The sequence below is a fragment of the Streptomyces johnsoniae genome (assembly GCF_031845565.1).
Taxonomy (GTDB): domain Bacteria; phylum Actinomycetota; class Actinomycetes; order Streptomycetales; family Streptomycetaceae; genus Streptomyces; species Streptomyces johnsoniae.
Genome location: NZ_JAVREV010000014.1, coordinates 122,488 through 148,907 on the forward strand (window position 1 = coordinate 122,488; position 26,420 = coordinate 148,907).

Genomic DNA, 26,420 nt, shown 5'->3' on the forward strand with positions numbered 1-26,420 from the left:
TGCGGCTCCTTTTGGGCCCTCTCTCAAGGGGCGTCCGCGGCGTTGACCGCGCCGGTGCCGAGCACGCTGAGCCGGGCGCGGTCGACGGTGGTGTCCTGGAGACAGCCGAGCAGGCGGTGCTCGTCGTGCGCGCTGAGCGAGGGGTGAACGGTCGCGGCGTACAGGCCGTCGTCCAGCTCGGCGAGCCCGGCCCGGAGCAGCGGCACCGCGGTGGCGTCCCGGCAGCGTTCCCAGACCTGGTGCGCGGCGAGGGCGGCGCGGCGCCCGTCGACGCCCCGGCCGTCCACGGTGAACAGCACCGAGGTGGCCGTGTCGCCGCCGCGCTCCGGCGGTTTGGTGGCGGTCATCGCGGACAGGCCGAGGAACAGCCCCGCGGCCAGGGCGACGGCCACCGCCGCCGCCCCGGCGCGCAGCAGCCTGCGGCGCGGCGGCCCGGCGCCGAGGCCGGGGCGCGGCGGCAGCTCCGGCGGGTCCTCGCCGGCCCACGGCCCGCCCGGCGGCGCCGCCAGCGGCGCGAGGCGACCGGCGAGGCGCCGGCGTGCGGTGGGGCGCACGGTGGCGCGGGCGATGCGTTCCACTACCCAGGCGAGGCCGGACAACACCACGCCGGTCACCATGAGCACCGGAACGAACACGAACGTGCGGCTGTGGTCGCCGTCCAGCCAGGCGAACCGCGGCCCGCCCGCGACCGGCCGCCGTCCCGCCTCGGCCGCGCGGTCCGCCGCGCGGTCCGCCGCGCGCAGCTGCGCGAGGATCTCCTCCTGCCGCCGGTCGCCGTCCCGCATCCGGGCTTCCAGCCGCCCCAGCCGGTCCAGCGCGGCGAGGCCGAGCAGCAGCACCTCGACGATGAGCAGCAGCACGCCGCAGATCAGCGTGCGCTGCCATTGCCAGCGGTAGAGGTAGATCACCAGGTAGACCGCGGCGCCCAGCGCCGCGGCGCCGCCGAAGGCGTACGCGGCCAGGCGCGCGGTTCTCACGGCCGCACCTCCGCCGTCGAGCCGGTCGCCGCGTCCGCCGCCGTCGAGCCGGTCGCCGCGTCCGCCGCCGCGTCCGTCGCCGCGTCCGCCGCCTGGCCTGTCGCCGTGACCTCGCCGGTGGCGCCGTCGAGCAGCACCGGCGTTCCCGGCGGGAAACGGTCCACCGCGCCCGCCGTCCCCGTGACCACGGCAAGCCTCAACTCCCGGGCCAGCAGCGCAAGATGGGACAGCGGACTGCCGGTCTGCGCCACGAGCCCCGCGAGCCGGGGCAGCAGCGGCGCCAGCGCCGGGTCCAGGGTGCGCGTCACGAGCACCGCGTCCCGCGGCGGCTCGCCCGTGCCGTCCCAGGCCACGCCGAGCACCCGGCCGCCGGAGACGCCCTGCCCTGCCTGCGGTCCGGCCGCGGGCAGGGCGATCACGACGCCGCCCTCGCCCAGCCGGAACGCGTCGGGCAGCGGCGGCCCGTCCCGCGGCGGGCGGCGCTGCGCCAGGTCGGCGGGCAGCGGGCCGCCACGGGCCACGGACAGCAGCTCGGGCCAGCGCAACAGCGCCATCCGTTCCGCCCCGACGCTGCGCACCGCGGCCTCCCGGACCACCGCCACCTGGAAGGCGTGCACCCACCGGATACGCAGCCGCAGCGCCTCCCGGGTGCCGAGGGTGCCGGTGCCGGGCCCGGTCCCGGCGGCGCCGCGGGCGGGCAGCCGCAGCGGCTCGGTCAGGCTGGGTGGCACCAGCGCCAGGACCTCGGGCCGCGCGGCCGTCAGCTGGGCGTCGGTCAGCCCCTCGGCCCGCCCGTAGTGCAGGGCGGCGAGGCCCGCGGCGGCCCCGCCGCCGGGCCGGTCCTCGGCGAGGAGCGCGCCCGCGAGCGCCTCCTGGGCGTGCAGGGCGACCAGCGTGGCCCGCGACCAGCGCAGCGCGGACACCAGCGCCGCGGGCGTGAGCCCCGCGGGCGCGGGGGCCTCGGCGAGCTGCCGGTCCACGTCCGCCTGGAGTGCGGTCGCCAGCTGCGGCAGGACGACCCGCAGCCGGCCCACGCGCCAGGCGGCGCGCAGCCGCCGCAGCGGCGGGCCCGGGTTGAGCCAGGCCACGAGCCCGCGGCGCGGCGGCACCAGGCCGAGCAGCGCCAGGTCGGCCACGGCCCGGCCGTTCACGGTGGTCACCGCGGGCACGCCGCGCAGCGTGCGGCGGGGCGCGGCCCCGGCCAGGTCGAGCGCGGTGGCCAGGCCGTGCGCCATCGGCACGACCCACAGGTCCTCCTCCAGCGGGCGCAGCACGCCCGGCAGGGTTTCGGCGATCGGCCCGGGGCCGAGCAGCCGGGCGCCGCGCGGAGGGCGCGCGGCCATCGCCGTGATGGGCCGGGACTGGAACAGCCAGAGCCGGCCGCCGCGTTCCGCGAAGCCGAACTCGATGTCCTGCGGCCCGCCGAACAGGCGCCGCGCGCGCCGCGCCAGCGCGGCGAGGCGCCGCAGTTCCGCGCCGGTGAGCAGCGGCCCGCCCGCGGTGCCGGGGGCGGCGACCGGGCGGCCGTGCGGGGTGAGCGTGAGGTCGGTGCCGGGCAGCGCGCCGCCGACCAGGCGGTCAGGGCCGCCGGGCACGGCGCTCAGGCGCAGCCGGTCGGTGCGGCCCGCGACCGGGTCGGCGCCGAACAGCACGCCGCCGACCCGCGAGCGCAGCAGCGGCTGGACCAGGACGGCCAAGTGGCCTTCGCCCGAGGCCCGTACGGTGTGCAGGGCCTCGCGGAACGCGTCCCAGCCGCGTACGTCGAGCACGGAGGCGAACCGGCCGGCCATGGAGGAGTCCGCGGTGTCCTCCGCAGCCGAGGAGGAACGCACGACCAGCGGCGTGCGCCCCTCGTCGCTCAACTCCCGCCAGCACTCGTGCAGATCGCGGCCTCGGTGGGCGGTGCCCGCCGGCAGGACCACGAAGCCCGGCAGCACCGGCAGCCGGGCGCCGGCGGCCCTGGCGAGGGCCGCGGCCTTGTTTCCCGTGAGCTCCGCGCGCGTGGCGCGCGGGTCGTTCAGTGCGAGGGCGACGTCCGCCAACGTGCCGAGCGGAGCGTCGTCGTGGACTTCGATGTCTGATGTGCGCATCGCCCGCCTCCTGCAATCCCTGCGGCCCTGAAGGGAGACGCCGGGAAAGCGCCGGTGCCTGACAGCAAAACGGGATGTGTCAGAAATTCGGCCAATGGGTGTCGCTGCCGATGTCGATGTCGATCTCGATGTCGCTGTCGCTGTCGCTGTCGCGGACCGTCACCGGCCCTGTGCATATGCATGCGGCGGATCGCAGGGAGTTGTGCACCGCGGTGCAACCGAATGGAGGCGCGACGGGTCGTATGGAGGTGAGGAGGGGAGCGAAGGGCCTGGCGGGGGGCAGGCCCTTCGGTGCGCTCCCGCTCCGCACCCCCCTGCGCCCCCCGCATGTCGGTGGGCGGCGCTAACGTCGGGGCCATGTCGCAGAGCGCGGTGGTCGAGGGCGTCCTTGAGCGCATCACCTATGCCAATGAGGAGAACGGCTACACGGTGGCGCGCGTCGACACCGGGCACGGCGGCGGTGAGCTGCTGACCGTGGTCGGCTCGCTGCTCGGCGCGCAGGTGGGGGAGTCCCTGCGCATGCAGGGCCGTTGGGGTTCCCATCCGCAGTACGGGCGCCAGTTCACCGTGGAGAACTACACGACGGTGCTGCCGGCCACCGTCCAGGGCATCCGCCGCTATCTGGGCTCGGGGCTGATCAAGGGAATCGGTCCGAAAACGGCCGAGCGCATCGTGGACCACTTCGGCACGGAGACGCTCGACGTGATCGAGGAGGACGCGAGCAAGCTGATCGCGGTGCCGGGGCTCGGCCCCAAGCGGACGGCGCTGATCGCCGGGGCCTGGGAGGAGCAGAAGGCCATCAAGGAGGTGATGGTCTTCCTGCAGAGCGTGGAGGTCTCCACCTCCATCGCCGTGCGGATCTACAAGAAGTACGGCGACGCGTCGATCTCCGTCGTGAAGAACCAGCCGTACCGGCTGGCCGCCGATGTGTGGGGCATCGGCTTCCTGACCGCGGACCGGATCGCGCGGGCGGTCGGCATTCCGCACGACAGCCCCGACCGGGTCAAGGCCGGTCTGGCGTACGCGCTTTCGCAGGCGACCGACCAGGGGCACTGCTACCTGCCCGAGGAGCGGCTGATCTCGGACGCGGTGAAGCTGCTCCAGGTGGACACGGGCCTGGTGATCGACTGCCTGGGCGAGCTGGCCGCCGAGCCGGACGGCGAGGCCGGGGGCGGGGGCGTGGTGCGCGAGCGGGTGCCGGACCCGGAGGGCGCCGAGGAGTCGGTCACGGCGGTCTACCTGGTGCCGTTCCACCGCGCGGAGCTGTCCCTGGCCGGGCAGGTGCGGCGGCTGCTCGGCGCGGAGGGGGACCGGCTCTCGGCGTTCGGGGACGTGGACTGGGCGAAGGCGCTCGGCTGGCTGGCCCGGCAGACGGGCGCCGAGCTGGCCGAGGAGCAGGAGCAGGCCGTCCGGCTCGCGCTGACGGAGAAGGTGGCGGTGCTGACCGGCGGCCCCGGCTGCGGCAAGTCGTTCACCGTGCGGTCCGTGGTGGAGCTGGCGCGCGCCAAGCGCGCCAAGGTGGTGCTGGCCGCCCCGACGGGCCGGGCGGCCAAGCGGCTGTCGGAGTTGACGGGCGCCGAGGCGTCCACGGTGCACCGCCTGCTGGAGCTGAAGCCGGGCGGGGACGCGGCCTACGACAGGGAGCGGCCGCTCGACGCGGACCTGGTGGTGGTGGACGAGGCGTCGATGCTGGACCTGCTGCTGGCCAACAAGCTGGTGAAGGCGGTGGCGCCGGGCGCGCACCTGCTGCTGGTGGGGGATGTGGACCAGCTGCCCTCGGTCGGCGCGGGGGAGGTGCTGCGGGATCTGCTCGCGCCCGGCAGCCCGGTGCCCGCGGTGCGGCTGACCAAGATCTTCCGGCAGGCGCAGCAGTCCGGCGTGGTGACGAACGCGCACCGGATCAATTCGGGCCTGCCGCCGGTGACGCAGGGCCTGGCGGACTTCTTCCTCTTCGTGGAGGACGACACCGAGGAGGCGGGCCGGCTCACCGTGGACGTGGCGGCCCGCAGAATCCCGGCCAGATTCGGTCTCGATCCGCGGCGTGACGTGCAGGTGCTCGCCCCGATGCACCGCGGTCCCGCGGGTGCGGGCGTGCTCAACGGGCTGCTCCAGCAGGCCGTCACCCCGGCCAGGCCGGGGCTGGCGGAGAAGCGCTTCGGCGGGCGGGTCTTCCGGGTGGGAGACAAGGTCACGCAGATCCGTAACAACTACGACAAGGGCGCGAACGGGGTGTTCAACGGCACGGTCGGCGTCGTGACTGCCCTGGACGAGGTGGACCAGTCGCTGACCGTGCGCACGGACGAGGACGAGGAGGTGGCGTACGACTTCGCGGAGCTGGACGAGCTGGCCCACGCCTATGCCGTCACGATCCACCGTTCGCAGGGCAGTGAGTATCCGTGCGTGGTCGTGCCGGTGACGACGAGCGCATGGATGATGCTCCAGCGCAACCTGCTGTACACGGCGGTGACGCGCGCCAAGCGCCTCGTCGTGCTGGTGGGGTCCCGGCGCGCGCTGGGGCAGGCGGTGCGCAACGTTTCCGCGGGGCGCCGGTGCACGGCGCTCGACGCGCGGCTGTCCGGGGCGATAGTTCCCTGATGCCCTGATTTTCGCGGCACCCCGTGCCAGAAAATGGCCCAATGGCCGACCCCGAGTGCACATCCTGGCGCCAGATGGGGGACAGTGGAGGGAGTCAGGGCACCTCGAAGAAGAGGCACTACGTCGGTGAGGGATGACGTGAGCGAAAACCGCTACGGCGACAATGCAGACGATGCAGTAGTAGTGCGGCACGGCGGCGACGAGTATCGCTACCCGCTGGTGAACAGCTCGGTCGGCGACCGGGGCTTCGACATCGGCAAGCTGCGGGCGCAGACCGGTCTGGTGACCCTGGATTCCGGTTACGGCAACACGGCCGGTTGCACCTCGGCCGTCACCTACCTCGACGGGGAACAGGGGATTCTCCGGTACCGGGGTTACCCGATCGAGCAGGTGGCGGAGCACGGCACGTTCCTGGAGACGGCCTACCTCCTGATCAACGGCGAGCTGCCGACGGTGGACGAGCTGGCGACGTTCCGCGACGAGATCACCCAGCACACGCTGCTTCATGAGGACGTGAAGCGCTTCTTCGACGGCTTCCCCTCGGACGCCCACCCGATGGCGATGCTGACCTCCGTGGTGAGCGCGCTGTCGACGTTCTACCAGGACAGCCACAATCCGTTCGACGAGCGGCAGCGGCACATCTCCACGATCCGGCTGCTCGCCAAGCTGCCGACGATCGCGGCCTACGCGTACAAGAAGGCGATGGGGCACCCCATCGTCTACCCGCGCAACGACCTCGGTTACGTGGAGAACTTCCTGCGGATGACGTTCTCGGTGCCGGCCGCCGAGTACGACGTCAACCCGGTCGTGACGAACGCGCTGGACAAGCTGCTGATCCTGCACGCGGACCACGAGCAGAATTGTTCGGCGTCCACCGTGCGGATCGTCGGCTCCTCCCAGGCCAACCTGTTCGTCTCCATCTCCGCGGGCATCAACGCGCTCTGGGGTCCGCTGCACGGCGGGGCGAACGCGGCGGTCCTGGAGATGCTGGAGGACATCCAGCGGCAGGGCGGCGACGTCGACAGCTTCATCCGCAAGGTGAAGAACAAGGAGCAGGGTGTCCGCCTGATGGGCTTCGGGCACCGCGTCTACAAGAGCTTCGACCCGCGGGCGAAGATCATCAAGGCGGCGGCGCACGACGTCCTTTCTGCGCTCGGCAAATCGGACGAGCTGCTGGACATCGCGCTCCGCCTGGAGGAGCACGCCCTCAGCGACGACTACTTCGTCTCGCGCAACCTGTACCCGAACGTGGACTTCTACACGGGTCTGATCTACCGGGCGATGGGCTTCCCGACCAGCATGTTCACCGTGCTGTTCGCGATGGGCCGGCTGCCGGGCTGGATCGCCCAGTGGCACGAGATGATCACCGACCCGACCACCAGGATCGGCCGTCCGCGGCAGATCTACACCGGTGTCGCCGAGCGCGACTACCGGCCGGTCGAGCAGCGATGAGGGTGTGACGCAGGTCACATCAACTGGTGTGCAACCTTTGATGGAGTCGTGGGTCTAACCGGTCGACGTTGGCGCGGATTCGGCTGGATTCACGCCGACGGCCGTTCGACCGGGGTCCCGTGGGGGGACGCTCTGAACGAACGGCAGGAAGCGCCCCGCGCCGGGCCCTGTGGGGGGACCCGCCGGCGGGGCGCTTTTCCGTTCTCGTTCGCCTGCTCTGTCGTTCGCCCGTCTGTCGTCTGCCCGCTCTGCGGCGAACTACTCGGCGCGTCCGACAAGTTCGTATCCGGCCTCGTCGACGGCCGCCCGCACCGCGTCGTCGTCGAGCGGCGCCTCGGCCGTCACGGTGACCAGGCCCGTGCCCGCGGCGGCCGTCACCCCGGTGACGCCGGGGAGCCCCGCGACCTCCTGCTTGACCGCGCCTTCGCAGTGGCCGCAGGTCATGCCGGAAACCTTGTACGTGATCGTGCTCATGATGTGTGTCTCTCCTTGCTCGTCCGGTGGCCTCGCGTGCCGCCGAGTGTATACCCCCTTGGGGTATAGGGGCCAGCGGTCCGGGTGCTCTCGGGGTGCCCCCCGCGGGCCCTTAGGGGAGACCCGGGGCCGCCCCGGGAATGCCGGAAACACCCTTTCGCGTTGAGATGCCAACGTGTCAGCTTTTACTGACAGGTTGAGGCGGGTGTCACGGCGCCCCGCGGGGAGGGAATGAGTGACGGCATGGACGGCACGCTGTGGATGTACGGCATGCTCGCGCTCACCACGTTCCCCCCGCTGGTGCCGAACGCGGCACTCATCGCCTCCGCCGGCGCGCTCGCGGAGGCGGGGGACCTCAGTCTGATCCTCGTGCTGCTCGTCGTGGCGGGCAGCGCCCTCGCGGGCGACGCGGCGGTCTACGGCCTCGGCCGGATCGGCAGCCGCCGGGCCCACGCCTGGCTGGACCGCACCCCGCGGCGCAAGGCGGCGCTCACCTGGACCGCGGACCGCATACACGCCCACGGGCTGCCGTTCGTCATCGGCGTCAGATTCGTGCCGAGCGGCCGGCTCATCGGCGGGCTCACCGCCGCCCTGGTCCGCTACGGGGCGCCCCGTTACCTGCTGGGCGCCGGCATCGCCGAGGCGGTGTGGGCCTCCTACAGCGTCGCCCTCGGGTACTGGGGCGGCTCGGCGCTGGGCAGTACCTGGTCCGCCATGCTCATCGGCTGGGGCGTGTCCCTGGTCGTCGCGGGCGTCGCGCAACTGCTGAGCCGCGCCGCCCGCCCGGCGCGGGGCGGCGGCCTCAGCGCGACCGGCCGCGACGGCCCTGGCGGCGTGACACCCACTCCCTGAGGACAACCCCCCATCAGCCGCGTGAACAACCCTGCGGGTGCACCTAGGTGTATTGACCCGCGACGTTGTTAACGCGGGTCAATACACCTAGTGGTTGCGGGGGAAGCCCAGGCTGACGCCGCTGTCCGCCGGTTCGGGCCAGCGGGTGGTGACCACCTTTCCGCGGGTGAAGAACCGCACGCCGTCGGGGCCGTAGATGTGGTGCTCGCCGAACAGGGATGCCTTCCAGCCACCGAAGGAGTGGTAGCCCACCGGCACGGGGATCGGCACGTTCACCCCGACCATGCCCGTCTCGACGTCCAGTTGGAAGCGCCGGGCCGCGCCCCCGTCGCGGGTGAACACGGCGGAACCGTTGCCCCACGGCGATGAGTTGATCAGCTCCAGCCCCTCCTCGTAGGACGCGGCGCGCACCACGCACAGCACGGGGCCGAAGATCTCGTCCCGGTAGGCGTCCATCTCCCGCGTCACGCGGTCGAGCAGGGAGACCCCGAGGAAGAAGCCCGCCTCGTGGCCCGGCACCGCGTACCCCGTTCCGTCCAGCACGACCTCCGCGCCCTGGTCGGCCGCGCCGCGGACGTAGGCCGCGACCCGGTCCCTGTGCTCGGCCGTGATCAGCGGCCCCATCTCCGCGTCCGGGTCCGTGCCGGGGCCGATGCGCACCGCGGCGGCCCGCGTCGCGAGCCGGGCGACCAGCGCGTCCGCGGTGTCGTCGCCGACCGCCACCACCACCGAGACGGCCATGCAGCGTTCGCCCGCGGAACCGTACGCGGCGCCGATCGCGCTGTCCGCGGCCATGTCGAGGTCGGCGTCCGGCAGGACCAGCATGTGGTTCTTCGCGCCGCCGAGCGCCTGGACGCGCTTGCCGTGCGCGACCGCGCCCTGCTGCACGGCGCGGGCCACCGGCGTGGAGCCGACGAAGCTCACCGCGGCCACGTCCGGGTGGGCCAGCAGCCGGTCGACGGCCTCCCGGTCGCCGTTGACGACATTGAGCACGCCGGGCGGGAACCCGGCCTCCGCGGCCAGCTCCGCGAGCCGCAGCGCCGCCGAGGGGTCCTTCTCGCTCGGCTTCAGCACGAACGCGTTCCCGCAGGCGACGGCCACCGGGAACATCCACAGCGGCACCATCGCGGGGAAGTTGAACGGCGTGATCCCGGCGACCACGCCCAGCGGTGCGCGGAACGACGCGACGTCCACCCCGGTGGACGCCTCCGTGGACAGTTCGCCCTTCAGCTGCTGCGTGATGCCGCACGCCAGCTCCACGATCTCCAGGCCGCGCGCCACCTCCCCCAGCGCGTCCCCCGGCACCTTGCCGTGCTCCGCGGTGATCAGCGCGGCCAGCTCCTCCCGGCGGGCCGTCAGCAGCTCGCGGTAGCGGAACAGCAGCGAGGTGCGCCGCGCCAGCGAGGCCGTGCCCCAGGAACGGGCGGCCCGCGCCGCCGCGGCGACGGCCGTGTCGACCTCGGCGGCGGAGGCGAGCGCGACGCGCCCCGACTGCTCGCCCGTGGCCGGGTCCCACACGGGCCCGAAGCGGCCCGAGGCGCCCGCGACGGGCTCATTGTCGACGAAGTGGCCGATGGTCCTCATGCGTTGCCCTCTTTCGGGATGCCGGTGGTCACGGATGCCGGTGGTCACAGGTGGCGGTGGTCACAGGTGGCGGCGGCGGGTGGCGGCGTGGCGTTCGTACGCGGCGCGGGCCCTGCGGGCGGCCGGCCGGGCGGCGGTCGCCGCGACCGGCACGTCCCACCACGCCGCGGCAGGCGGCGCGGTGGGCGCCGGATCGGTCTCAACGTAGACGCAGGCGGGCCCCTGCGCGGCGCGCGCCGCGGCCAGCGCGCCGCGCAGCTCCGCACTGGTCGCGGCGCGGAAGACGGTCAGGCCGAGCGAGGCGGCGTTCGCCGCCAGGTCGACCGGCAGCGGGTCGCCGGTGTAGGTGCCGTCGGCCGCGCGGTAGCGGTAGGCGGTGCCGAAGCCCTCCGCGCCCGTCGCCTCGGACAGGCCGCCGATGGAGGCGTAGCCGTGGTTCTGGACCAGCACCAGCTTGATGGGGATGCCCTCCTGGACGGCCGTGACCAGCTCGGTCGGCATCATCAGGTAGGTGCCGTCGCCGACCAGCGCCCACACGGTGCGGGTGGGCGCGGCCAGGGCCACGCCGATCGCGGCGGGGATCTCGTAGCCCATGCAGGAGTAGCCGTACTCCAGGTGGTACTGGCGCGGGGACCTGGCACGCCACAGTTTGTGCAGGTCGCCCGGCATGGAGCCGGCCGCGTTGATGACGACGTCCGTGTCCTCGACGAGGGCGTCCAGCGCGCCGATCACCTGGGTCTGGGTGGGGCGTGCGCTCTCGGCGTGCGGGGTGAACGCGGCGCGCGTGACCGATTGCCAGCGCTTCTTCCCGGCCGCGTACTCCGCCGCGTACGCCTCGTCCACCCGGTACCCGGCCAGCGCCTCGGTCAGGGCGGCGAGGCCGGCGCGCGCGTCGGCGACCAGCGGCAGGCCGCCCATCTTGTGCGCGTCGTGGCCGTCGATGGCGAGGTTGACGAAACGGACGTCCCGCGCGGCGAACAGCGTGCCGGACGCGGTGGTGAAGTCCGTCCAGCGGGTGCCCACGCCGATCACCAGATCGGCGCGGCGGGCCAGTTCGTCGGCGACCGCGGTGCCGGTGTGGCCGATGCCGCCCACCTCGCAGGGGTGGTCGTGGCGCAGGGCGCCCTTGCCGGCCTGCGTGGTGGCCACCGGGATGCCGGTGGCGTCGGCCAGTGCCCGCAGCGCGTCCTCGGCCTCGCTGTGGTGCACGCCGCCGCCCGCCACGAGCAGCGGCCTGCGGGCCGCCCGCACCGCGTGCGCGGCGGCGGCGAGCGCGGCCGGGTCGGGCGCCGGGCGCGGCACCGGCCAGACCCGCACGGCGAAGAACTCCTCCGGCCAGTCGTGCGCTTCGGCCTGCACGTCCTGCGGCAGCGCCAGCGTGACGGCGCCGGTGGCGGCCGGGTCGGCGAGCACCCGCATCGCCTGGAGCGCGGCCGGGATCAGCGCCTCGGGACGGTGCACCCGGTCGAACCAGCGGCTGACCGGCCGCAGCGCGTCGTTCACCGACACGTCGCCCGCGCCCGGGTGTTCGAGCTGCTGGAGCACGGGGTCCGCGGGCCTGGTGGCGAACGTGTCGCCCGGGAGCAGCAGCACGGGCAGCCGGTTGACGGTGGCGAGCGCGGCGCCGGTGACGAGATTGGTGGCGCCCGGGCCGATGGAGGTGGTGACGGCCTGGGCCGAGAGCCGGTTCCGCTGCCGCGCGAAACCGACGGCCGCGTGCACCATCGCCTGCTCGTTCCGGCCCTGGTGGAACGGCAGTTCGGCCCCCGGGGCGTGGCCGCTCTGCACGAGGGCCTGGCCGATGCCCGCCACGTTGCCGTGTCCGAAGATGCCCCAGCAGGACTCGATCAGCCGGTGCCGCCGGCCGTCACGTTCGGTGTACTGGCGGGCGAGGAAGCGGACCAGGGCCTGCGCCACGGTCAGGTGAGCCGTCATGTCACGCCCCCGGCCGGTAGAAGGGCAGCCTGGGGTCGGTCGTTTCCTCGCGCCAGCGGTCCCTGATCCAGGCGTGGTCGGGGTGGTCGCTGATCAGCCAGTCGCGCTCGGCGCCCGGGCCCGCCATGACGTTGAGGTAGTACATGTCGTGTCCCGGCGCGGCGATGGACGGGCCGTGCCAGCCGTCGGGGATGAGCACCGCGTCGCCGGTGCGCACTTCGGCCAGGATGTCCGTCCCGGTGCCGTGCCCGGAGGGCGTCACGCGCTGGTAGCCGACGCCCTCGGCGGTCGGCTGGGCGGGCGCGTCCGCGATCTCGTAGTAGTAGATCTCCTCAAGGACCGACTCCTCGCCCGGCCGCGGCTGATCGTGTTTGTGCGGCGGGTAGGAGGACCAGTTGCCGCCGGGCGTCAGCACCTCGACGGCGATCAGCCGGTCGGCCTCGAACACCCCGGCGGCGGCGAAGTTGTTGACCTGGCGGGAGCAGCCGCCCGCGCCGCGCAGCTCCACCGGCACGCTGTCCGCGGGCCCGTAGCGGGCGGGCAGGCGGCGGGTGCAGCGCGCCCCGGCCAGGGCGAACCTGCCGCCTGCCGCCGAGACCAGCGTTGCCTCGGCGTCGCGCGGCACGTACGCGAAGTCGGAGACGGCGGCGAACACGCCGCCGCGGCCCCGCAGTTCGAATGTCTCGCCGCCGCTGGCGACGGTGCAGGAGCCGGACAGCGGCAGCACGATCCACTCGCTGTCACCGGTGGCGAACGTGTGCCGGCCGCCGGGAGCCAGCGGCAGCACGCGCAGCGAGGAGTGCGTCCAGCCGGCGCTCTCCGGCGAGACCTCCAGGGCGTAGGGTCCGGCCGCGGCGGAGCCGGCGGGCAGATGGCCACGGTCGGCGGTTCGGATGCGTGGAGTCAACGGGTCACGTCCTCACGGCAGTCGGTCAGTGGACGGCAGGCGGCGGGGGAACGACGCGTACGGGCCGTGGCCGCCGGGGGCAGGTGCGCGGGCGGGCCGGTCCGCCGGCTCACAGCAGCCCCGCGGCGGTGTCCACGGCTCGTGCCACGTCCCCGTCGGGCGGGTAGAGGAGCGTGCGGCCCACGACCAGGCCGCGGACGGTGGGCAGGCGCAGCGCGGCGCGCCACCTGCCGTACGTGGCCTCCTGGTCGCCGGTCACCTCGCCGCCGAGCAGTACGGCCGGCAGGGTCGAGGCGGCCAGGGCCCGTTCCGTCGCCGCCGGATCGGGGCCGACCGGCACCTTCAGCCAGGTGTAGGCGGAGGTGCCGCCGAGCCCGGAGGCGATGGCGAGGGAGGTGGCGACGGCCTCGGCACCGAGGTCGCTGGTGACCTTGCCCTCGACGCGGCGGCACAGGAACGGCTCGACGAACACGGGCAGCCGCCGCCGGGCCATCTCGTCGACCGCGCGGGCCGCCGCGTCGAGGGTGGCCAGCGAACCGGCGTCCGAGTAGTCGATGCGCAGCAGCAGTTTGCCCGCGTCGAAGCCCAGCCGTTCGATGTCGCGGGGGCGGTGGCCGGTGAACCGGTCGTCCAGCTCGAACGCGGCCCCGGCGAGGCCGCCGCGGTTCATCGAGCCGATGACCACCTTGTGCTCCAGGGCGCCGAGCAGCAGCAGGTCGTCCAGCACGTCCGCGGTGGCGAGCACCCCGTCGACGCCGGGCCGCGACAGCGCGAGCGTCAGCCGTTCCAGCAGGTCGAGCCGGTTGCCCATGGCCATCTTCCGGCCGCCGACGGCCAGCGCGCCGCGCGCCGGGTGGTCGGCGGCGATGATCAGCAGCCGGCCGCGTTCGCCCAGCAGCGGGCGGCGCGCCCGCCGGGCGGCGGCCTCGGCTATCGCCTCGGGGTGGCGGCTGCGCACGGTGACGAGGTCGGAGACGCTGATGGTCACGAAGGGCTCCCCTGGGGTGCGTTGCCCGACTCGGTGCCCGGTTCGGCGCCCGGTTCGGCGCCCGACTCGGTGCCCGACTCGGCGAGCAGTGCGTCCACCTCGTCGGCGTACGGCATGGCGGCGGAGCAGGCCAGGCGCCCCGCGACGAGCGCGCCGGCCGCGTTGGCGTACCGGGCGAGCCGCTCGGGCGGCCAGCCGGCGAGCAGCCCGTGGCACAGGGCCCCGCCGAACGCGTCGCCCGCGCCGAGCCCGTTGACCACCTCCACGGGGTGCGGCGGCACTTCCGCGGTGGTGCCGTCGCGGTGTGCGAGCAGCACTCCGGCCGGGCCCTGTTTGACGACGGCCAGCTCAACCCCGGCGGCGAGCAGCGCGTCGGCGCAGGCGCGCGGCTCCGTCGCGCCGGTGGCGACGGCGCACTCCGCCAGGTTGCCCACCGCGACGGTGGCGTGCGCCAGCGCGGCCCGGTAGTGCTCGCGCGCCGCGTCGGGCGAGCCCTCGGGCCAGAACATCGGCCGCCAGTCGAGGTCGAAGACCGTGGCGACCTGCCGCGCGCGACCCCCGCGGCCCCCGCGGCCCGCGTCGGCGCGCGCCCGCAGCGCGGCCAGCGTCGCGCCGCGGCTCGGCTCGTCGCACAGCCCCGTGCCGCTGATCCAGAAGACGCGGGCCGCCGCGATGGCGGGCAGGTCAAGTTCCTCGGGTCTGATCACCAGATCCGGCGCCTTCGGCAGCCGGTAGAAGTACAGCGGGAAGTCGTCCGGCGGGAAGATCTCGCAGAACGTGACGGGCGTCGGCAGCCCGGGAACGGCGGTCACCCACCGGTCGTCCACGCCGAACTCGCGCAGCGCCTGGTGGCAGTACTCGCCGAACGGGTCCTGCCCGGTCCTGCTGATGACGGCCGCCGCGCGGCCGAGGCGGGCGGCGGCGACCGCCACGTTCGTCGGGGAGCCGCCGAGGAACTTCCCGAAAGTCTCCACGCGCGGCAGGGGCACGCCGGTCTGGAGCGGGTAGATGTCAACGCCGATGCGTCCCATGGTGATGAGGTCCAACGGTCCGGCCATACCCCTCAGGTGTAGGCGCGGCACGAGCGCCTGTCAATGTATTGTCAGGACAAAGTATTGACATGCTCGCCGGATGGGGAGTTTGCTGCGCATCGTGCACTACCGAATCCGCGCCACGGCCCCAGCTCTCACACCGAAGTGAGGTACCGGACGATGAATCGTGTGTATCGCGCCGCCTGCGCGGCCGCCTGTGCGGCGGGGCTGCTGCTCACGGCGGCCTGTTCGAGCAGCTCCGGCGGCAAGGCCGCCAGGGAGCGCGCCGAGGAGGCGGCCGCCGCGGGGCAGGCGGACACGCCCCGCATGGAGGTCGCGCTGATCACGCACGGCGCGCCGGGCGACACGTTCTGGGACACCGTCCGCAAGGGGGCCGAGGCCGGCGCGCAGAAGAGCAACGCGGAGCTGATCTACGCGAGCGATCCGGCGGTCGCCGGGCAGGCCAACCTCATCCAGAACGCGATCGACCAGGACGTGGACGGCATCGCCGTCTCCCTGGCCAACCCCGAGGGCCTGTCGGAGGCGATCCGGGCGGCCACGGACGCGGGCATCCCCGTCGTCGGCCTCAACTCGGGCATGGACGCCTGGCAGGAGCTGGGCCTGCTGTCGTTCTTCGGCCAGGACGAGACCGTCTCCGGCCGGGCGTTCGGCGAGCGGCTGAACGAGGAGGGCGCCGAGCACAATGTCTGCGTCATCCACGAGCAGGGCAACGTGGGGCACGAGGCGCGCTGCGCGGGCGTCGCCGAAACCTTCGAGGGCGAGACGGAGATCCTGTACGTCGAGGGTGCCGACATGCCCTCGGTGCGCGCCACCATCGAGGCGAAGCTGCGGCAGGACTCCTCCGTCGACTACGTGGTGGCGCTGGGCGCGCCGTTCGCGCTGACGGCCGTGGACGCGGTCGCCGACGCGGGCAGCGAGGCCACGATCGCGACGTTCGACCTCAACACCGAGATCGTCCCGGCCATCGAGGAGGGCCAGGTCGAGTTCGCCGTCGACCAGCAGCCGTACCTCCAGGGCTACTTGGCGATCGACAGCCTGTGGCTCTACCACAACAACGGCAACTTCAGCGGCGGCGGCGCCGAACCGGTGCTCACCGGGCCCGCGTTCGTCGACGGCGAGAACATCGAGGCGGTCGCCGAGTTCGCCGAGCGGGGCACCCGGTGACCGCGGCCACCCTGCCCTCGCTGCCGCGCCGGGCGCTGTCCCGGCCGGAGATGGGCGCGCTGATCGGCGCGCTGGCCGTCTACGTCCTCTTCTGGGCCGTCGCCCCGTCCTTCCGGCAGCTGGACTCGCTGTCGACGGTGCTGTACCAGTCCTCGACGCTGGGCATCATGGGCCTGGCCGTGGCGCTGCTGATGATCGGCGGCGAGTTCGACCTGTCGGCCGGCGTCGCGGTGACGTCCTCGGCGCTGACCGCGAGCATGGTCGCGTTCCAGTTCACGCTGAACGTCTGGTCGGGCGTCCTGGTCGCCCTCGCGCTGTCGCTGGCCATCGGCGCGTTCAACGGCTTCCTGCTGGTGCGCACGAAGCTGCCCAGCTTCCTCGTCACGCTCGGCACGTTCCTGATGCTCCAGGGGCTCAACCTGGCGATCACCAAGGCCGTCACCGGCAATGTCGCCACCGACTCCATCCGCGACATGGACGGCTTCGACCAGGCCAGGAACGTTTTCTCGGCCACCATCGGCATCGGCGGCACCGACATCCGTATCACCGTGCTGTGGTGGCTCGGCTTCGCCGCGCTGGCCTCCTGGGTGCTGCTGCGCACGCCCTACGGGAACTGGATCTTCGCCGTCGGCGGCAGCCAGGACAGCGCGCGGGCGGTCGGCGTGCCCGTGACGTTCGTCAAGATCAGCCTGTTCATGCTGGTCGGCTTCGCCGCCTGGTTCGTCGGCATGCACCAGCTGTTCGCGTTCAACACGATGCAGTCGGGTGGCGGCGTCGGCAACGAGCTGCTGTACATCGCGGCCGCGGTCATCGGCGGCTGCCTGCTCACCGGTGGCTACGGCTCCATCGCGGGGCCCGTCATCGGCGCGTTCCTCTTCGGCATGGTCTCCCAGGGCATCGTGTACGCCGACTGGGACCCGGACTGGTTCATGTTCTTCCTCGGCGCGATGCTGCTGCTGGCCACGCTCCTCAACCTGTACGTCCGCAAGCAGGCCACCCGGAGGCGAAGGACATGACCGAGCAGGCCGCCCCCCTCGTCCCTCCCGTTCCCCTCGTCCAGCTCACCGGCATCGGCAAGAGCTACGGCACCATCCGCGCCCTGCACGGCGTCGACCTGGCGGTCAACGCGGGCGAAGTGTCCTGCGTGCTCGGCGACAACGGCGCGGGCAAGTCCACCCTCATCAAGATCGTCACCGGGCTGCACCGGCACACCGAGGGCGAGTTCCGCATCGACGGCGAGCCGGTGCGGCCGTCCTCGCCGCGCGAGCCGCTGGCCCGCGGGATCGCCGCCGTCTACCAGGACCTGGCCACCGTCACCCTGATGCCGGTCTGGCGAAACTTCTGGCTCGGCTCCGAACTCACCCGTGGGCGCGGCCCGTTCAAACGGCTCGACATCGACCGCATGAAGCGGACCGCGGACGAGGCGCTGCGCGCCATGGGCATCGCGCTCGACGACCTCTCGCAGCCGGTCGGCTCGCTCTCCGGCGGACAGCGGCAGTCCGTCGCCATCGCCCGCGCCGTCCACTTCGGCGCCCGGGTCCTCATCCTGGACGAGCCGACCGCGGCGCTCGGCGTCAAACAGTCGGGCGTCGTCCTCAAGTACATCGCCGCCGCCCGCGAACGCGGCCTGGGCGTCGTGTTCATCACGCACAACCCGCACCACGCCTACATGGTCGGCGACCACTTCACGGTGCTGCGGCTCGGCACGGTGGAGCTGAGCGCGCCGCGCGCCGAGGTGACCCTGGAGGAGCTGACCCTGCACATGGCGGGCGGCGCCGAACTGGCCGCCCTCAAGCACGAACTGGCGCGTGTCACCGGCGTGGACACCGGGCAGCTCCCGGAAGCGAGTGAACGCTCAACCTCAACGGAGAGGAAGTGAGGCAGCGATGACCCTTCGCGTCGGCTCGGCCCCCTGCTCGTGGGGCGTCTGGTTCCCCGACGACCCGCGGCAGACGCCGTGGAGCCGTTTCCTGGACGAGGTGGCCGAGGCCGGCTACCCGTGGATCGAGCTGGGCCCCTTCGGCTATCTGCCCACCGACCCGGCCGTGCTGGCCGACGAGTTGGCCCGCCGCGAGCTGCGCGTCTCGGCGGGCACCGTGTTCACCGCGCTGCACCGCGGCCCGGCCGTGTGGGACGCGACCTGGGAGGAGGTGCGGCGGGTCGCCGCCCTCACCCGGGCCACGGGCGGCGAACACCTCGTCGTCATACCCGAGTTCTGGCGCGACCCGGCCAGCGGCGAACGCCTGGAGTCCGGCCGCCTCGGGCCGCAGCAGTTCGCCAACCTGATCAGTGGCTCGGAGCGTCTCGGGGAGCGGCTGCGCGACGACTTCGGCCTGCGCATGGTCGTCCACCCGCACGCCGACACGCACGTGGGTGACGAGGAGACCGTCACCCGCTTCCTGGACGCGACGGACGCGGACAGCGTCAGCCTGTGCCTGGACACCGGGCACTACGCGTACTGCGGCGGCGACAGCCTCCGCCTCATCGAGACCTACGGCGAACGCATCGGCTACCTGCACCTCAAGCAGGTCGACCCCGCGATCCTCGCCGAAGTGACCGCCCAGCAGCTGCCGTTCGGCACCGCCGTCCGGCGCGGCGTCATGACCGAGCCGCCGAACGGGGTCCCGGAACTGCCGCCGATCCTGGCGGCGGCCCGCGGCCTGGGCGTCGAGCTGTTCGCCATCGTCGAGCAGGACATGTACCCCTGCCCGCCCGACCAGCCCCTCCCGATCGCCCGCCGCACCCGCCAGTACCTGAAATCCCACTCCGCCTAGGTCACCACTGCCCGCCGTCCGCCGTCCGCCGTCCGCCGCCCGCCGTTCACTGCCCGCCGTCCCGGTCGCGGGCACCTGCACCACATCGCGCACGCATCGCGCACGTACCGAGCACGAGGAGCAGTACGCATGAGCACCATCGCCCAACTCGGCGTAGCCGTCATAGGCATCGGCAAGATGGGCGCCGACCATGTCCGCCGGATCGAGGAGGTCATCAGCGGGGCGCGGGTCGCCGCGGTCGCCGACCCGGACCGCGACCGGGCCGCCGCGGCGGCGGCCCGCATCGAGGGCTGCACCGTGCACACCGACCCGGTCGCGGCGATGGCCGCGCCCGGCGTCGGCGCCGTCCTCATCGCCTCGCCCGGCCCGGCGCACGAGGCCGCGCTGCTCGCCGCGCTCGAACGGGACCTCCCGGTGCTGTGCGAGAAGCCACTGACCCCGGATGCCGAGGCGGCGTTGCGGGTGCTGGCGGCGGAGCGGAAGCTGGGCCGCCGCCGCATCCAGGTCGGGTTCATGCGCCGCTACGATGCGGAGTACATCCAGCTCGCGCGGCTGCTCGCCGACGGCGACCTGGGCCGCCCCCTGATGCTGCACTGCCGTCACCGCAACCTGTCGGTCCACCCGTACTTCACCAACGAGATGCTCATCAACGACTCCGTCTCCCACGAGTTCGACGCCGCCCGCTGGCTGCTCGGCGAGGAGATCACCGCGGTGCGCGTCTACCGCCCCACCCCGGCGTCCGTCACGGACACCGGTCTCAGCGACCCGCAGTTCGTCGTCTTCGAGACCGACGGCGGCGTGGTGGTGGACGTCGAGATCTTCGTCAACTCCGGTTTCGGCTACCAGGTGCAGGCCGAAGCCGTGTGCGCGCACGGCACGGCCCGCATCGGGGAGGCCCACGGCCTGCTCACCAACACGGCGGGCCGCTGGGGCGGCGCCATCGCACCCGACTTCATCACGCGCTTCGCCGACGCCTACGACCGCGAGGTCCAGGACTGGGTGGACGCTGCCAGGCGCGACGAGGTCACAGGGCCCGGCGTGTGGGACGGCTACGCCGCCGTCGCCGCCTGCGCCGCGGGCATCGAGGCGCAGCGCACGGGCCGGCGGGTGCCGGTGGAGATGATCGAACGCCCCGCCTTCTACGGACGGTGACGCCGATGGACGTGAGGTTCAGCATCGACCGGACCAGCCCGGTGCCGCTGTACTTCCAGCTGTCCCAGCAGCTCGAAGCCGCCATCGAGCACGGCCAGTTGCGGCCGGGGACGCTGCTGGGCAACGAGATCGACCTCGCCGGCCGCCTCGGCCTGTCCCGGCCCACGGTGCGGCAGGCCATCCAGGCGCTGGTGGACAAGGGGCTGGTGGTGCGCCGGCGCGGGATCGGTACCCAGGTGGTGCGCAGCCAGGTCAAGCGTCCACTGGAACTGAGCAGCCTGTACGACGACTTGGAGGCGGCGGGGCAGCGGCCTGCGACGCGCGTGCTGGATGTGACCCAGCTGCCCGCGCCGCCCGAGGTGGCCGCTGCCCTCGGCATCGCCGAGGGCACCGGCGTGCAGCGGATAGAACGGCTGCGCCTGACGCACGAGGACCCGATAGCGTTCCTCCGCAACTACCTGCCGCCGCCCGCCGCGGCGCCCTCGCGGCCGGATCTGGAGGCCACCGGCCTGTACCGCCTGCTGCGGGCTGCCGGTACGACGCTGCACAGCGCCCGCCAGTCGATCGGGGCCCGCGCGGCCACCGAGGAGGAGGCGGCGCTGCTGACGGAGCCGCCGGGCGCGCCGCTGCTGAGCATGCAGCGCACCGCGTTCGACGACCAGGGGCACGCGGTCGAGTACGGCACCCACCTGTACCGCGCTTCGCGCTACACCTTCGAGCTGCAACTGCTCATCCGGTCCTGAACGTGCGTGACCGCGCGGGAGCGGTGTCTGTCCTACCGGCTGGGGGTCAGGTCCTGGAGGCCGACGATCCGCAGCAATTCGAGCCGCTCGTACGTCTGCGTGCCGGGCCGCGCCGAGTGCACGACGAGCTGCTGGCTGTGGCCGTCGCTCAGCAGCACCTCGCAGTCGAGGTCGAGGACGCCGACCACCGGGTGCAGGAACCGTTTCGGCGACGGACGGCGCACCACGACGTCGTGCTCCGCCCACAGCGTCTCGAACTCCGCAGAGGCGGCGCGGAGTTCGGCCACGAGGGCGGCCGGGCCCGGGTCGTCGGGGCGGGCCGTGGTGACCGTCCGCAGGCTCGCCACGTGCGCGCGGGCATGCTGCGCGTGGTTCTCGGGCGGGGCCAGGTCCCGTGCGCCCGGCACCAGGAACCAGTGGCGAATGAGATTCGTCCCGGTGCGGTCTCCGGTCAGGGCCACCGACATGGCGTTCTGCGCGAGCATCCCGCCCCAGTCGCTCAGCACTGATGCCGGGAGGTCGTGCAGCCGGTCCAGGATCAGCAGCAGTCCCGGGCGGACGTGGTCCGAGGAGATGCCGCGCCGGGGCGGCTCCTCGCCGGCCAGGTGGAACAGGTGGTCGCGCTCGACGTCCGTGAGCCGCAGGGCGCGGGCGAGTGCGGTGAGCATCTGCCGCGACGGGTGGGAGCCGCGGCGCTGTTCCAGGCGCGTGTAGTAGTCCGTGGACATCCCGGCGAGGTGCGCCACCTCCTCACGGCGCAGGCCCGGGGTGCGCCGTCGCGGACCCGCGTTCAGCCCCACGTCGCAGGGGGCGAGACGGGTGCGGGCGCGGCGCAGATAGTCGGCGAGTCCGGTTCGGTCCATGGTTCCAGGGTCCCCGGACCCGGACTCGTATCCAACCTCGTATCCAAGGAGTGCCGCTCCCTGGATAACCGCGTCTCTCCCGCCCCTGCCGCCGCTCGCGCACGCTGTCGGACATGGCGACGACGACGAGGAGGCAGCCATGCTGACATTGGTGACAGGAGCGACGGGCCAGGTCGGGCGGCGGTTCGTACCGAGGCTGTTGCAAGGCGCGCCGCCCGGCGACGAGGTGCGGGTCCTGGTGCGGGACGCGGCGCGCGGCGAGCGGTTCGCCGGGCTCGGCGCCCAGGTAGTCGTCGGCGATCTGCGCGACGCGGAGGCGCTCGGCAAGGCGACGGCCGGCGTGGACGCGGTGGTGAACGTCGCCGCCGCGTTCCGCGGGGTGCCGGACGAGGAGGCGTGGGCGGTCAACCGGGACGCGGCCATCGAGCTGGGCCGGGCCGCGGTGGCCTCGGGCGTGCGGCGGTTCGTGCAGGTCAGCACCGGACTCGTGTACGGCGAGGGACGGGGCAGGGCGCTGGTCGAGGGCGACGAGACGGTGCCGGGCACTCATCTCTGGGGCGCCTACCCCGAGTCCAAGTGGGAGGCCGAGCGCGCCCTCGGGGAGATGAACGGCCTCGACGACCTCCGCATCGGACGGCTGCCGTTCGTATACGGCGACGGGGACCCGCACCTGGTCAACGTCATGGAGTGGGCGCCGAACTGGCCCGCCATGCAGCGCCTGCACATGGGCCACCACGTGGATGTGGCGCAGGGCCTGCGGCGGCTGCTGTACGCGCCCGGGGCGCACGGCGTGTACAACATCGCCGACGACGCGCCGGTCACCACGGTCGACCTCTTCCAGCTCCACGGCCTGCCGGTGCCGCAGGAGGCGTACGACAAGGAGACCCGGGACCCCTGGCACAGTGTGATGTCGACGACCCGCATCCGTCACGAGCTGGGCTACCGCCCGCTGGTCCCGTCGGTGTGGACGGCGCGGGACGCGGGGCTGCTGTGACCGGCGATTGCGCCCTGTGAACCCGCTTTAATTCGATGTGACGACCGCCCCGCGCCGGTTGACCCGGCCCGCGCGGGGCGGCAAAGTCATGGGTACCCGGCCGTGTGCCCGAGTGGTTCAGGGGTTCGCCTGCAAAGCGAATTACACGGGTTCGATTCCCGTCATGGCCTCTTCCTGTCCTGCTTCTACTGCTTATTCTGCTTGTTCCGCTTCTCGTCCAATACCGCATTCAGTGCGGTCGTGAGCGGGGCGACGACATCGACGAGCCCCTGGGTGTTGTCCGTGACCTGTACGGGAAGTCCTTTCGGCGCGCCGATCGCGTCCCGTACGGCCTTTTCCACTTCCGCTTCCGTGAGTTGCACGGCAGAACCCCACCACATGGGCGTCGCGGTCCTCGGGACCGTTCGGCCGAAACGCGGCACACCATCCGATCGGGGCAGCCGGTCAGGTCGCGAAGTGGACGAGCGCGGCTATGGCCAGGCAGAGGAAGGCCGCGGGGAAAGCGATGTTGTGGAACACCCGGGCCCGCATATGAGCGCCGACCGCTCCGACGAAGAACAGCACGAGGCCGACGGCCGCCGCCAGGCCAACCGGTCGCATGCCGAACAGTCCGAGAATGAGCCCCGCGGTGCCGGCTCCCTCAAGAACGGCGAGATGGGGAATCCATTTCCGTCCCACGCCGACCTCGGTCGCGTTCTCTATCACGAACTGCGCCCGCATCACCTTGGCGGCCACCTCGAATGCGTTGGCCAGGACGCAGCCGATGGTCGCGAGGAGCAGTCCGGTTTCCAGTGCGGTGCTCAACGGGAGTACCGCCCCAGCACGGTCGCCGGCTGCGGGGCGGCCGGGGCCTCCGCCCACGCCGCGATCGCGGCCCTGAAGTCCAGGGCCTCCCGGATGCCGAGCAGCGGGTTGGCCTCGGGGTCCGCAAGCCGCAGGGCCAGCAGGAACTCCGTTGCTTCACTCTCTCCGTCACCCAGGCGCACCGCCGTGTAGTCGATGCCCGTCGGCGCGGCCTCCTCGACCGCGGCGAACAGCTTCCTGATGGCTTCCTCGACTTCCGGGACCTGCTCGGTGCTCGTGCTGAATCGGACGATCTGTACGCTCATGGGGGTTTCCTCAAGGGGGGTCGTCGGGTGCCTGGTCTCTCTCGCCCCTCCTGACGCCGAGCACGCCCCAAAGGTGACCCCTCCGTGGAACTTGTTGAATATTTCGAGGCGGCCCGCCCCCGGCTGATGTCCCTGGCCCACCGGATCGTGGGCTCGTATCAGGATGCCGAGGACGCGGTCCAGACTGCCTGGACCCGGGTGCAGGCGGCCGATCTGGCCGCTGTGACCAATCTGGACGGCTGGTTCACCACGGTGACCACGCGGTTGTGTATCGACCTGCTCCGCGCCCGCGAGCGACGCGGCGAACTACCGCTGCTGTCCGACGACATCCGCAGCGAACAGCTCAGTGCCGACGAGGCGTTCCTCCGCCGCGAAGAGGTGTCCAGAGCGCTGCTCGTGCTTCTCGGTGAGCTGTCCCCCGGGCAACGGGCTGCCTACGTGCTGCACGATCTCTTCGCCGTGCCCTTCGATCAGGTCGCGGCCGTACTGGACACGAACGCGGTCTCGGCGAAGAAGCTGGCCAGCCGGGCGCGCGCCAGGCTCCGCGACGCCCGCCCGGACGAGCCCGCGCCCCGTGCGCGGCAGGCCAGAACCGCAGAGACCGCAGAGACCGCAGAGACCGCCGAGACCGCAGAGACCGTCGAAATCATCGAAGCCTTCCTGGCAGCCGCACGAGGCGGCGACATCACGCGGCTGGTCACGCTGATGGCTCCCGACGCGGTCCGCACGGCCGATGTCCGGCTGCTCCCGGCGGGCTCGCGCACCGAGGTCCGCGGAGCCGCGGCGATCGCGGAAGAGACAAGGACGTTCGCCGGACGTATCGCCGCCGCGGTACCCGTCCTCATCGCCGGCCGCCCCGGCGCGCTCATCGCGCCGGGCGGGCACCCGTACGCGCTTGTCCACTTCCGGGTCGATGCCGGACGTGTCACGGGAATCGACATTGCCCCGTACACGTCCGGCACGGTTTCACTGGTTTCACTGGCTGTCGCGGACCGACCCGGCGCGGCGCCGTCCCCGCGAACCGTCAAGTGACATTGATATCCCGTGTGTTCTTCATGGCACGGAGCGTAGAAGGACGCGCGGGCGTGCCCCAATGTGCACCGTGCTCAGTTCCCGCACGCGGGCGTGCACGCTGCTCACCCCCGGCGCTCGGGGTCCGCCGTGATGCGCAGGGCGTGCACGACGTCGTGGACGCCCGAGGCCAGGGTCAGCAGGTCGCGGTTGAGCAGGGCCTCCGCGGCGCGCAGCCGCGCCCTGACGGTGTTGCGGCTGATGCCCAGGGCCCGGCCGGTCGCGCGCGCGTCGGTGCCTGCGTCGATCCAGGCCCGCAGCGTGGCGAGCAGGTCGGAGCCGCGCCGGTCCGCGAGGGGCCTGAGCAGGTCGGCCGCCCACGCCACCACGGGCGGCGCGTTCAGCAGCTCGTCGAGGCCCGGCGCGGGCACGGGGCCGGGGCCGCCGCCCGCCGCGGACACGGGGCCGGACACGGGGCCGGGGCCGTTGACGGTGAGGGCCAGATCAAGGGCGGCCCTGGCGTGGACGTCGGCGAGGTCGAGGCCGAGCAGCGTCTCGGCACGGCCGATGTGGGTGCCGACGGTGTTGCGGCTGATGCCGAGCAGGCGGGCCACGCCCGAGCGGGACACGGATACCGCGAGGCGGGCGATGTCGGAGGTGAGCTTCGGCGCGAACGCCAGCGGGTGCACGAACGCGGCGGCCCACGCCGTCGCCTCGGGCCGCGGCAGCAGCCGCGCCAGCGGCAGCCGGCCGCGGTAGTCCGCCACCCGGCCCGGCAGGTTGCGCGCGACGGCCAGGGCGTGCCCGGCCTCCGCGTACGCCGCGGCCGTCGCGCCGAGCGGGTGCGGGCCGCTGATGCCGAGCGCGTAGTGCGGTCGGTCCCGCACCAGTCGGCGCAGCACCGCGCCGCGTTCGTCGGGTGCGGCGGTGCCGTCGTCCTCGGCGATGGTGCAGATCAGGTGGGCCGGGTGAACGGGGCAGGGCACCATCAGGCCCGCCCCGTGGTAGCCCGCGGGGTCCTGGTAGGTCTGGGCGAGCCGGTCCCGGTCGCCGGGCGCGCAGTGCAGGAGGTATATGCGCACCTGCCGGGCGTCTAGCACCTGCGGAACGGCACCCGTCGTCATCCGGCGCGCGAGGTCGGGGTCCCCGGCCATCAGGGCCGTGAACACGGCGAACCGCAGCTGCCGCGCCTTCTGCTGGTAGCCGTGCGCGGTCCTGTCGGCCTCCCGCGCGCGGCGCACCAGCGCGATGACGCTGCCGGTGTGCGAGGCGAGGGCCGCGGCGTCGCGGCTGAGCGGCGTGTCCCCCGCGGCCACGAGCACCGGGCGCGGGGCGTGCGGGCCGAGCGCTTCGAGGTGCACCTGCTTCGGGCCCGCCCGGGTGGCGAGGGCGGCGAGCCGGCCGTCGGAGACGCGGCCGAGGGGGGCGCGGATACCGGCGATGAGGCCAGGGGGGAAGCCGTCGCTGGTGGCCTCGACCGCGCCGGTGTCCGCGACCAGCGCGAGGTCGGCGCCGATCTGGCGGTGCAGCCAGTTGAGCAGCTGCCGCACGTCCGCCGCCTCCCCGACGACGTACCGTCTCAGCTCGCGCAGCAGCGCGTCCTGCCGCCCCGCCTGCCACTGAACCCGCATGTCCTGCACAGCGGTTATGCCTCCTTCGCGCGGTGCTCCGAGGACAAGAGTGACAGGCGGGGTGCGGATCAGC

Annotated in this window: 24 protein-coding genes and 1 tRNA gene; 12 read left to right on the forward strand and 13 right to left on the reverse strand. The window is 73.2% G+C overall.

What is annotated here, in order from left to right; translation table 11 throughout:
* Positions 1-23: 23 nt before the first annotated feature.
* Entirely contained in the window at positions 24-977 is a 954-nt protein-coding gene (locus RM779_RS23610) for a hypothetical protein (RefSeq protein WP_311619744.1), read from the reverse strand.
* Positions 974-3,067: a PEP/pyruvate-binding domain-containing protein gene (locus tag RM779_RS23615; protein WP_311619745.1), complete on the reverse strand. Its 2,094-nt coding sequence runs from the start codon at positions 3,065-3,067 to the stop codon at positions 974-976. The genes RM779_RS23610 and RM779_RS23615 overlap by 4 nt, the downstream gene beginning before the upstream one ends.
* Positions 3,068-3,424: 357 nt before the next feature.
* Here RM779_RS23615 and recD2 point away from each other — a divergent pair, with 357 nt between their 5' ends.
* Both recD2 and RM779_RS23625 read left to right on the forward strand, forming a co-directional pair.
* Positions 3,425-5,662, forward strand: coding sequence for an SF1B family DNA helicase RecD2 (gene recD2, locus RM779_RS23620; protein ID WP_311619746.1), 2,238 nt, complete (start codon positions 3,425-3,427; stop codon positions 5,660-5,662).
* 126 nt (positions 5,663-5,788) lie between these two features.
* Positions 5,789-7,114 carry a citrate synthase gene (locus RM779_RS23625; protein ID WP_107485101.1) on the forward strand — a complete coding sequence of 442 codons (1,326 nt, stop codon included), beginning with the start codon at positions 5,789-5,791 and terminating at the stop codon, positions 7,112-7,114.
* 258 nt (positions 7,115-7,372) lie between these two features.
* Here RM779_RS23625 and RM779_RS23630 read toward each other — a convergent pair whose 3' ends face one another.
* Positions 7,373-7,588, reverse strand: coding sequence for a heavy-metal-associated domain-containing protein (locus RM779_RS23630; protein WP_077061166.1), 216 nt, complete (start codon positions 7,586-7,588; stop codon positions 7,373-7,375).
* A gap of 231 nt (positions 7,589-7,819) precedes the next feature.
* On the opposite strand from RM779_RS23630, the gene RM779_RS23635 reads away from it, so the two are divergent.
* Positions 7,820-8,440 carry a DedA family protein gene (locus RM779_RS23635; RefSeq protein WP_311619747.1) on the forward strand — a complete coding sequence of 207 codons (621 nt, stop codon included), beginning with the start codon at positions 7,820-7,822 and terminating at the stop codon, positions 8,438-8,440.
* Positions 8,441-8,527: 87 nt separating this feature from the next.
* Here the strand turns inward: RM779_RS23635 and RM779_RS23640 are convergent, their stop codons facing one another.
* The 5 genes from RM779_RS23640 to iolC form a co-directional block, all read right to left on the reverse strand.
* Complete coding sequence (locus RM779_RS23640) at positions 8,528-10,024, reverse strand: CoA-acylating methylmalonate-semialdehyde dehydrogenase (RefSeq protein ID WP_311619748.1); 1,497 nt, start codon at positions 10,022-10,024, stop codon at positions 8,528-8,530.
* A 60-nt stretch (positions 10,025-10,084) separates the two neighbouring features.
* Positions 10,085-11,959, reverse strand: a complete 1,875-nt coding sequence (gene iolD / locus RM779_RS23645) for a 3D-(3,5/4)-trihydroxycyclohexane-1,2-dione acylhydrolase (decyclizing) (RefSeq protein ID WP_311619749.1) — start codon at positions 11,957-11,959, stop codon at positions 10,085-10,087.
* Position 11,960: 1 nt separating this feature from the next.
* Positions 11,961-12,866, reverse strand: coding sequence for a 5-deoxy-glucuronate isomerase (gene iolB, locus RM779_RS23650; protein WP_311619750.1), 906 nt, complete (start codon positions 12,864-12,866; stop codon positions 11,961-11,963).
* 109 nt (positions 12,867-12,975) lie between these two features.
* Positions 12,976-13,854: a Cgl0159 family (beta/alpha)8-fold protein gene (locus tag RM779_RS23655; RefSeq protein ID WP_311619751.1), complete on the reverse strand. Its 879-nt coding sequence runs from the start codon at positions 13,852-13,854 to the stop codon at positions 12,976-12,978.
* Positions 13,851-14,912, reverse strand: a complete 1,062-nt coding sequence (iolC, locus tag RM779_RS23660; RefSeq protein ID WP_311619752.1) for a 5-dehydro-2-deoxygluconokinase — start codon at positions 14,910-14,912, stop codon at positions 13,851-13,853. The genes RM779_RS23655 and iolC overlap by 4 nt, the downstream gene beginning before the upstream one ends.
* A 153-nt stretch (positions 14,913-15,065) precedes the next feature.
* Here iolC and RM779_RS23665 point away from each other — a divergent pair, with 153 nt between their 5' ends.
* From RM779_RS23665 to RM779_RS23690, 6 genes are all read left to right on the forward strand, one after another.
* Positions 15,066-16,070, forward strand: a complete 1,005-nt coding sequence (locus tag RM779_RS23665) for a sugar ABC transporter substrate-binding protein (protein ID WP_077061172.1) — start codon at positions 15,066-15,068, stop codon at positions 16,068-16,070.
* A 50-nt stretch (positions 16,071-16,120) separates the two neighbouring features.
* The gene (locus RM779_RS23670; RefSeq protein ID WP_394813375.1) at positions 16,121-17,086 is read left to right on the forward strand and encodes an ABC transporter permease; all 966 of its coding nucleotides are present in this window, start codon (positions 16,121-16,123) and stop codon (positions 17,084-17,086) included.
* Positions 17,083-17,949 carry an ATP-binding cassette domain-containing protein gene (locus tag RM779_RS23675; protein ID WP_311619754.1) on the forward strand — a complete coding sequence of 289 codons (867 nt, stop codon included), beginning with the start codon at positions 17,083-17,085 and terminating at the stop codon, positions 17,947-17,949. Before RM779_RS23670 ends, RM779_RS23675 begins: the two co-directional genes overlap by 4 nt.
* Positions 17,950-17,956: 7 nt before the next feature.
* Positions 17,957-18,844 carry a sugar phosphate isomerase/epimerase family protein gene (locus tag RM779_RS23680; RefSeq protein ID WP_311619755.1) on the forward strand — a complete coding sequence of 296 codons (888 nt, stop codon included), beginning with the start codon at positions 17,957-17,959 and terminating at the stop codon, positions 18,842-18,844.
* A gap of 129 nt (positions 18,845-18,973) precedes the next feature.
* Positions 18,974-19,996: a Gfo/Idh/MocA family protein gene (locus RM779_RS23685; RefSeq protein ID WP_311619756.1), complete on the forward strand. Its 1,023-nt coding sequence runs from the start codon at positions 18,974-18,976 to the stop codon at positions 19,994-19,996.
* A 5-nt stretch (positions 19,997-20,001) separates the two neighbouring features.
* Positions 20,002-20,739, forward strand: a complete 738-nt coding sequence (locus RM779_RS23690; RefSeq protein WP_311619757.1) for a GntR family transcriptional regulator — start codon at positions 20,002-20,004, stop codon at positions 20,737-20,739.
* A 32-nt stretch (positions 20,740-20,771) separates the two neighbouring features.
* Here the strand turns inward: RM779_RS23690 and RM779_RS23695 are convergent, their stop codons facing one another.
* Positions 20,772-21,602: a helix-turn-helix transcriptional regulator gene (locus RM779_RS23695; protein ID WP_311619758.1), complete on the reverse strand. Its 831-nt coding sequence runs from the start codon at positions 21,600-21,602 to the stop codon at positions 20,772-20,774.
* A gap of 139 nt (positions 21,603-21,741) precedes the next feature.
* On the opposite strand from RM779_RS23695, the gene RM779_RS23700 reads away from it, so the two are divergent.
* A complete protein-coding gene (locus tag RM779_RS23700; protein WP_311619759.1) occupies positions 21,742-22,596 on the forward strand; it encodes an NAD-dependent epimerase/dehydratase family protein in 855 nt (284 codons plus the stop codon).
* A 98-nt stretch (positions 22,597-22,694) separates the two neighbouring features.
* A tRNA-Cys gene (locus RM779_RS23705) sits at positions 22,695-22,766 on the forward strand.
* 15 nt (positions 22,767-22,781) lie between these two features.
* Here RM779_RS23705 and RM779_RS23710 read toward each other — a convergent pair.
* The 3 genes from RM779_RS23710 to RM779_RS23720 form a co-directional block, all read right to left on the reverse strand.
* Positions 22,782-22,958 carry a hypothetical protein gene (locus RM779_RS23710; protein ID WP_311619760.1) on the reverse strand — a complete coding sequence of 59 codons (177 nt, stop codon included), beginning with the start codon at positions 22,956-22,958 and terminating at the stop codon, positions 22,782-22,784.
* Between the two features lie 82 nt (positions 22,959-23,040).
* A complete protein-coding gene (locus tag RM779_RS23715) occupies positions 23,041-23,400 on the reverse strand; it encodes a DoxX family protein (protein WP_311619761.1) in 360 nt (119 codons plus the stop codon).
* Positions 23,397-23,705: a hypothetical protein gene (locus RM779_RS23720; protein ID WP_311619762.1), complete on the reverse strand. Its 309-nt coding sequence runs from the start codon at positions 23,703-23,705 to the stop codon at positions 23,397-23,399. The genes RM779_RS23715 and RM779_RS23720 overlap by 4 nt, the downstream gene beginning before the upstream one ends.
* Before the next feature lie 84 nt (positions 23,706-23,789).
* On the opposite strand from RM779_RS23720, the gene RM779_RS23725 reads away from it, so the two are divergent.
* A complete protein-coding gene (locus RM779_RS23725; protein WP_311619763.1) occupies positions 23,790-24,737 on the forward strand; it encodes a sigma-70 family RNA polymerase sigma factor in 948 nt (315 codons plus the stop codon).
* Positions 24,738-24,841: 104 nt separating this feature from the next.
* Here the strand turns inward: RM779_RS23725 and RM779_RS23730 are convergent, their stop codons facing one another.
* Positions 24,842-26,347: a helix-turn-helix domain-containing protein gene (locus RM779_RS23730; protein ID WP_311619828.1), complete on the reverse strand. Its 1,506-nt coding sequence runs from the start codon at positions 26,345-26,347 to the stop codon at positions 24,842-24,844.
* Positions 26,348-26,420 lie beyond the last annotated feature (73 nt).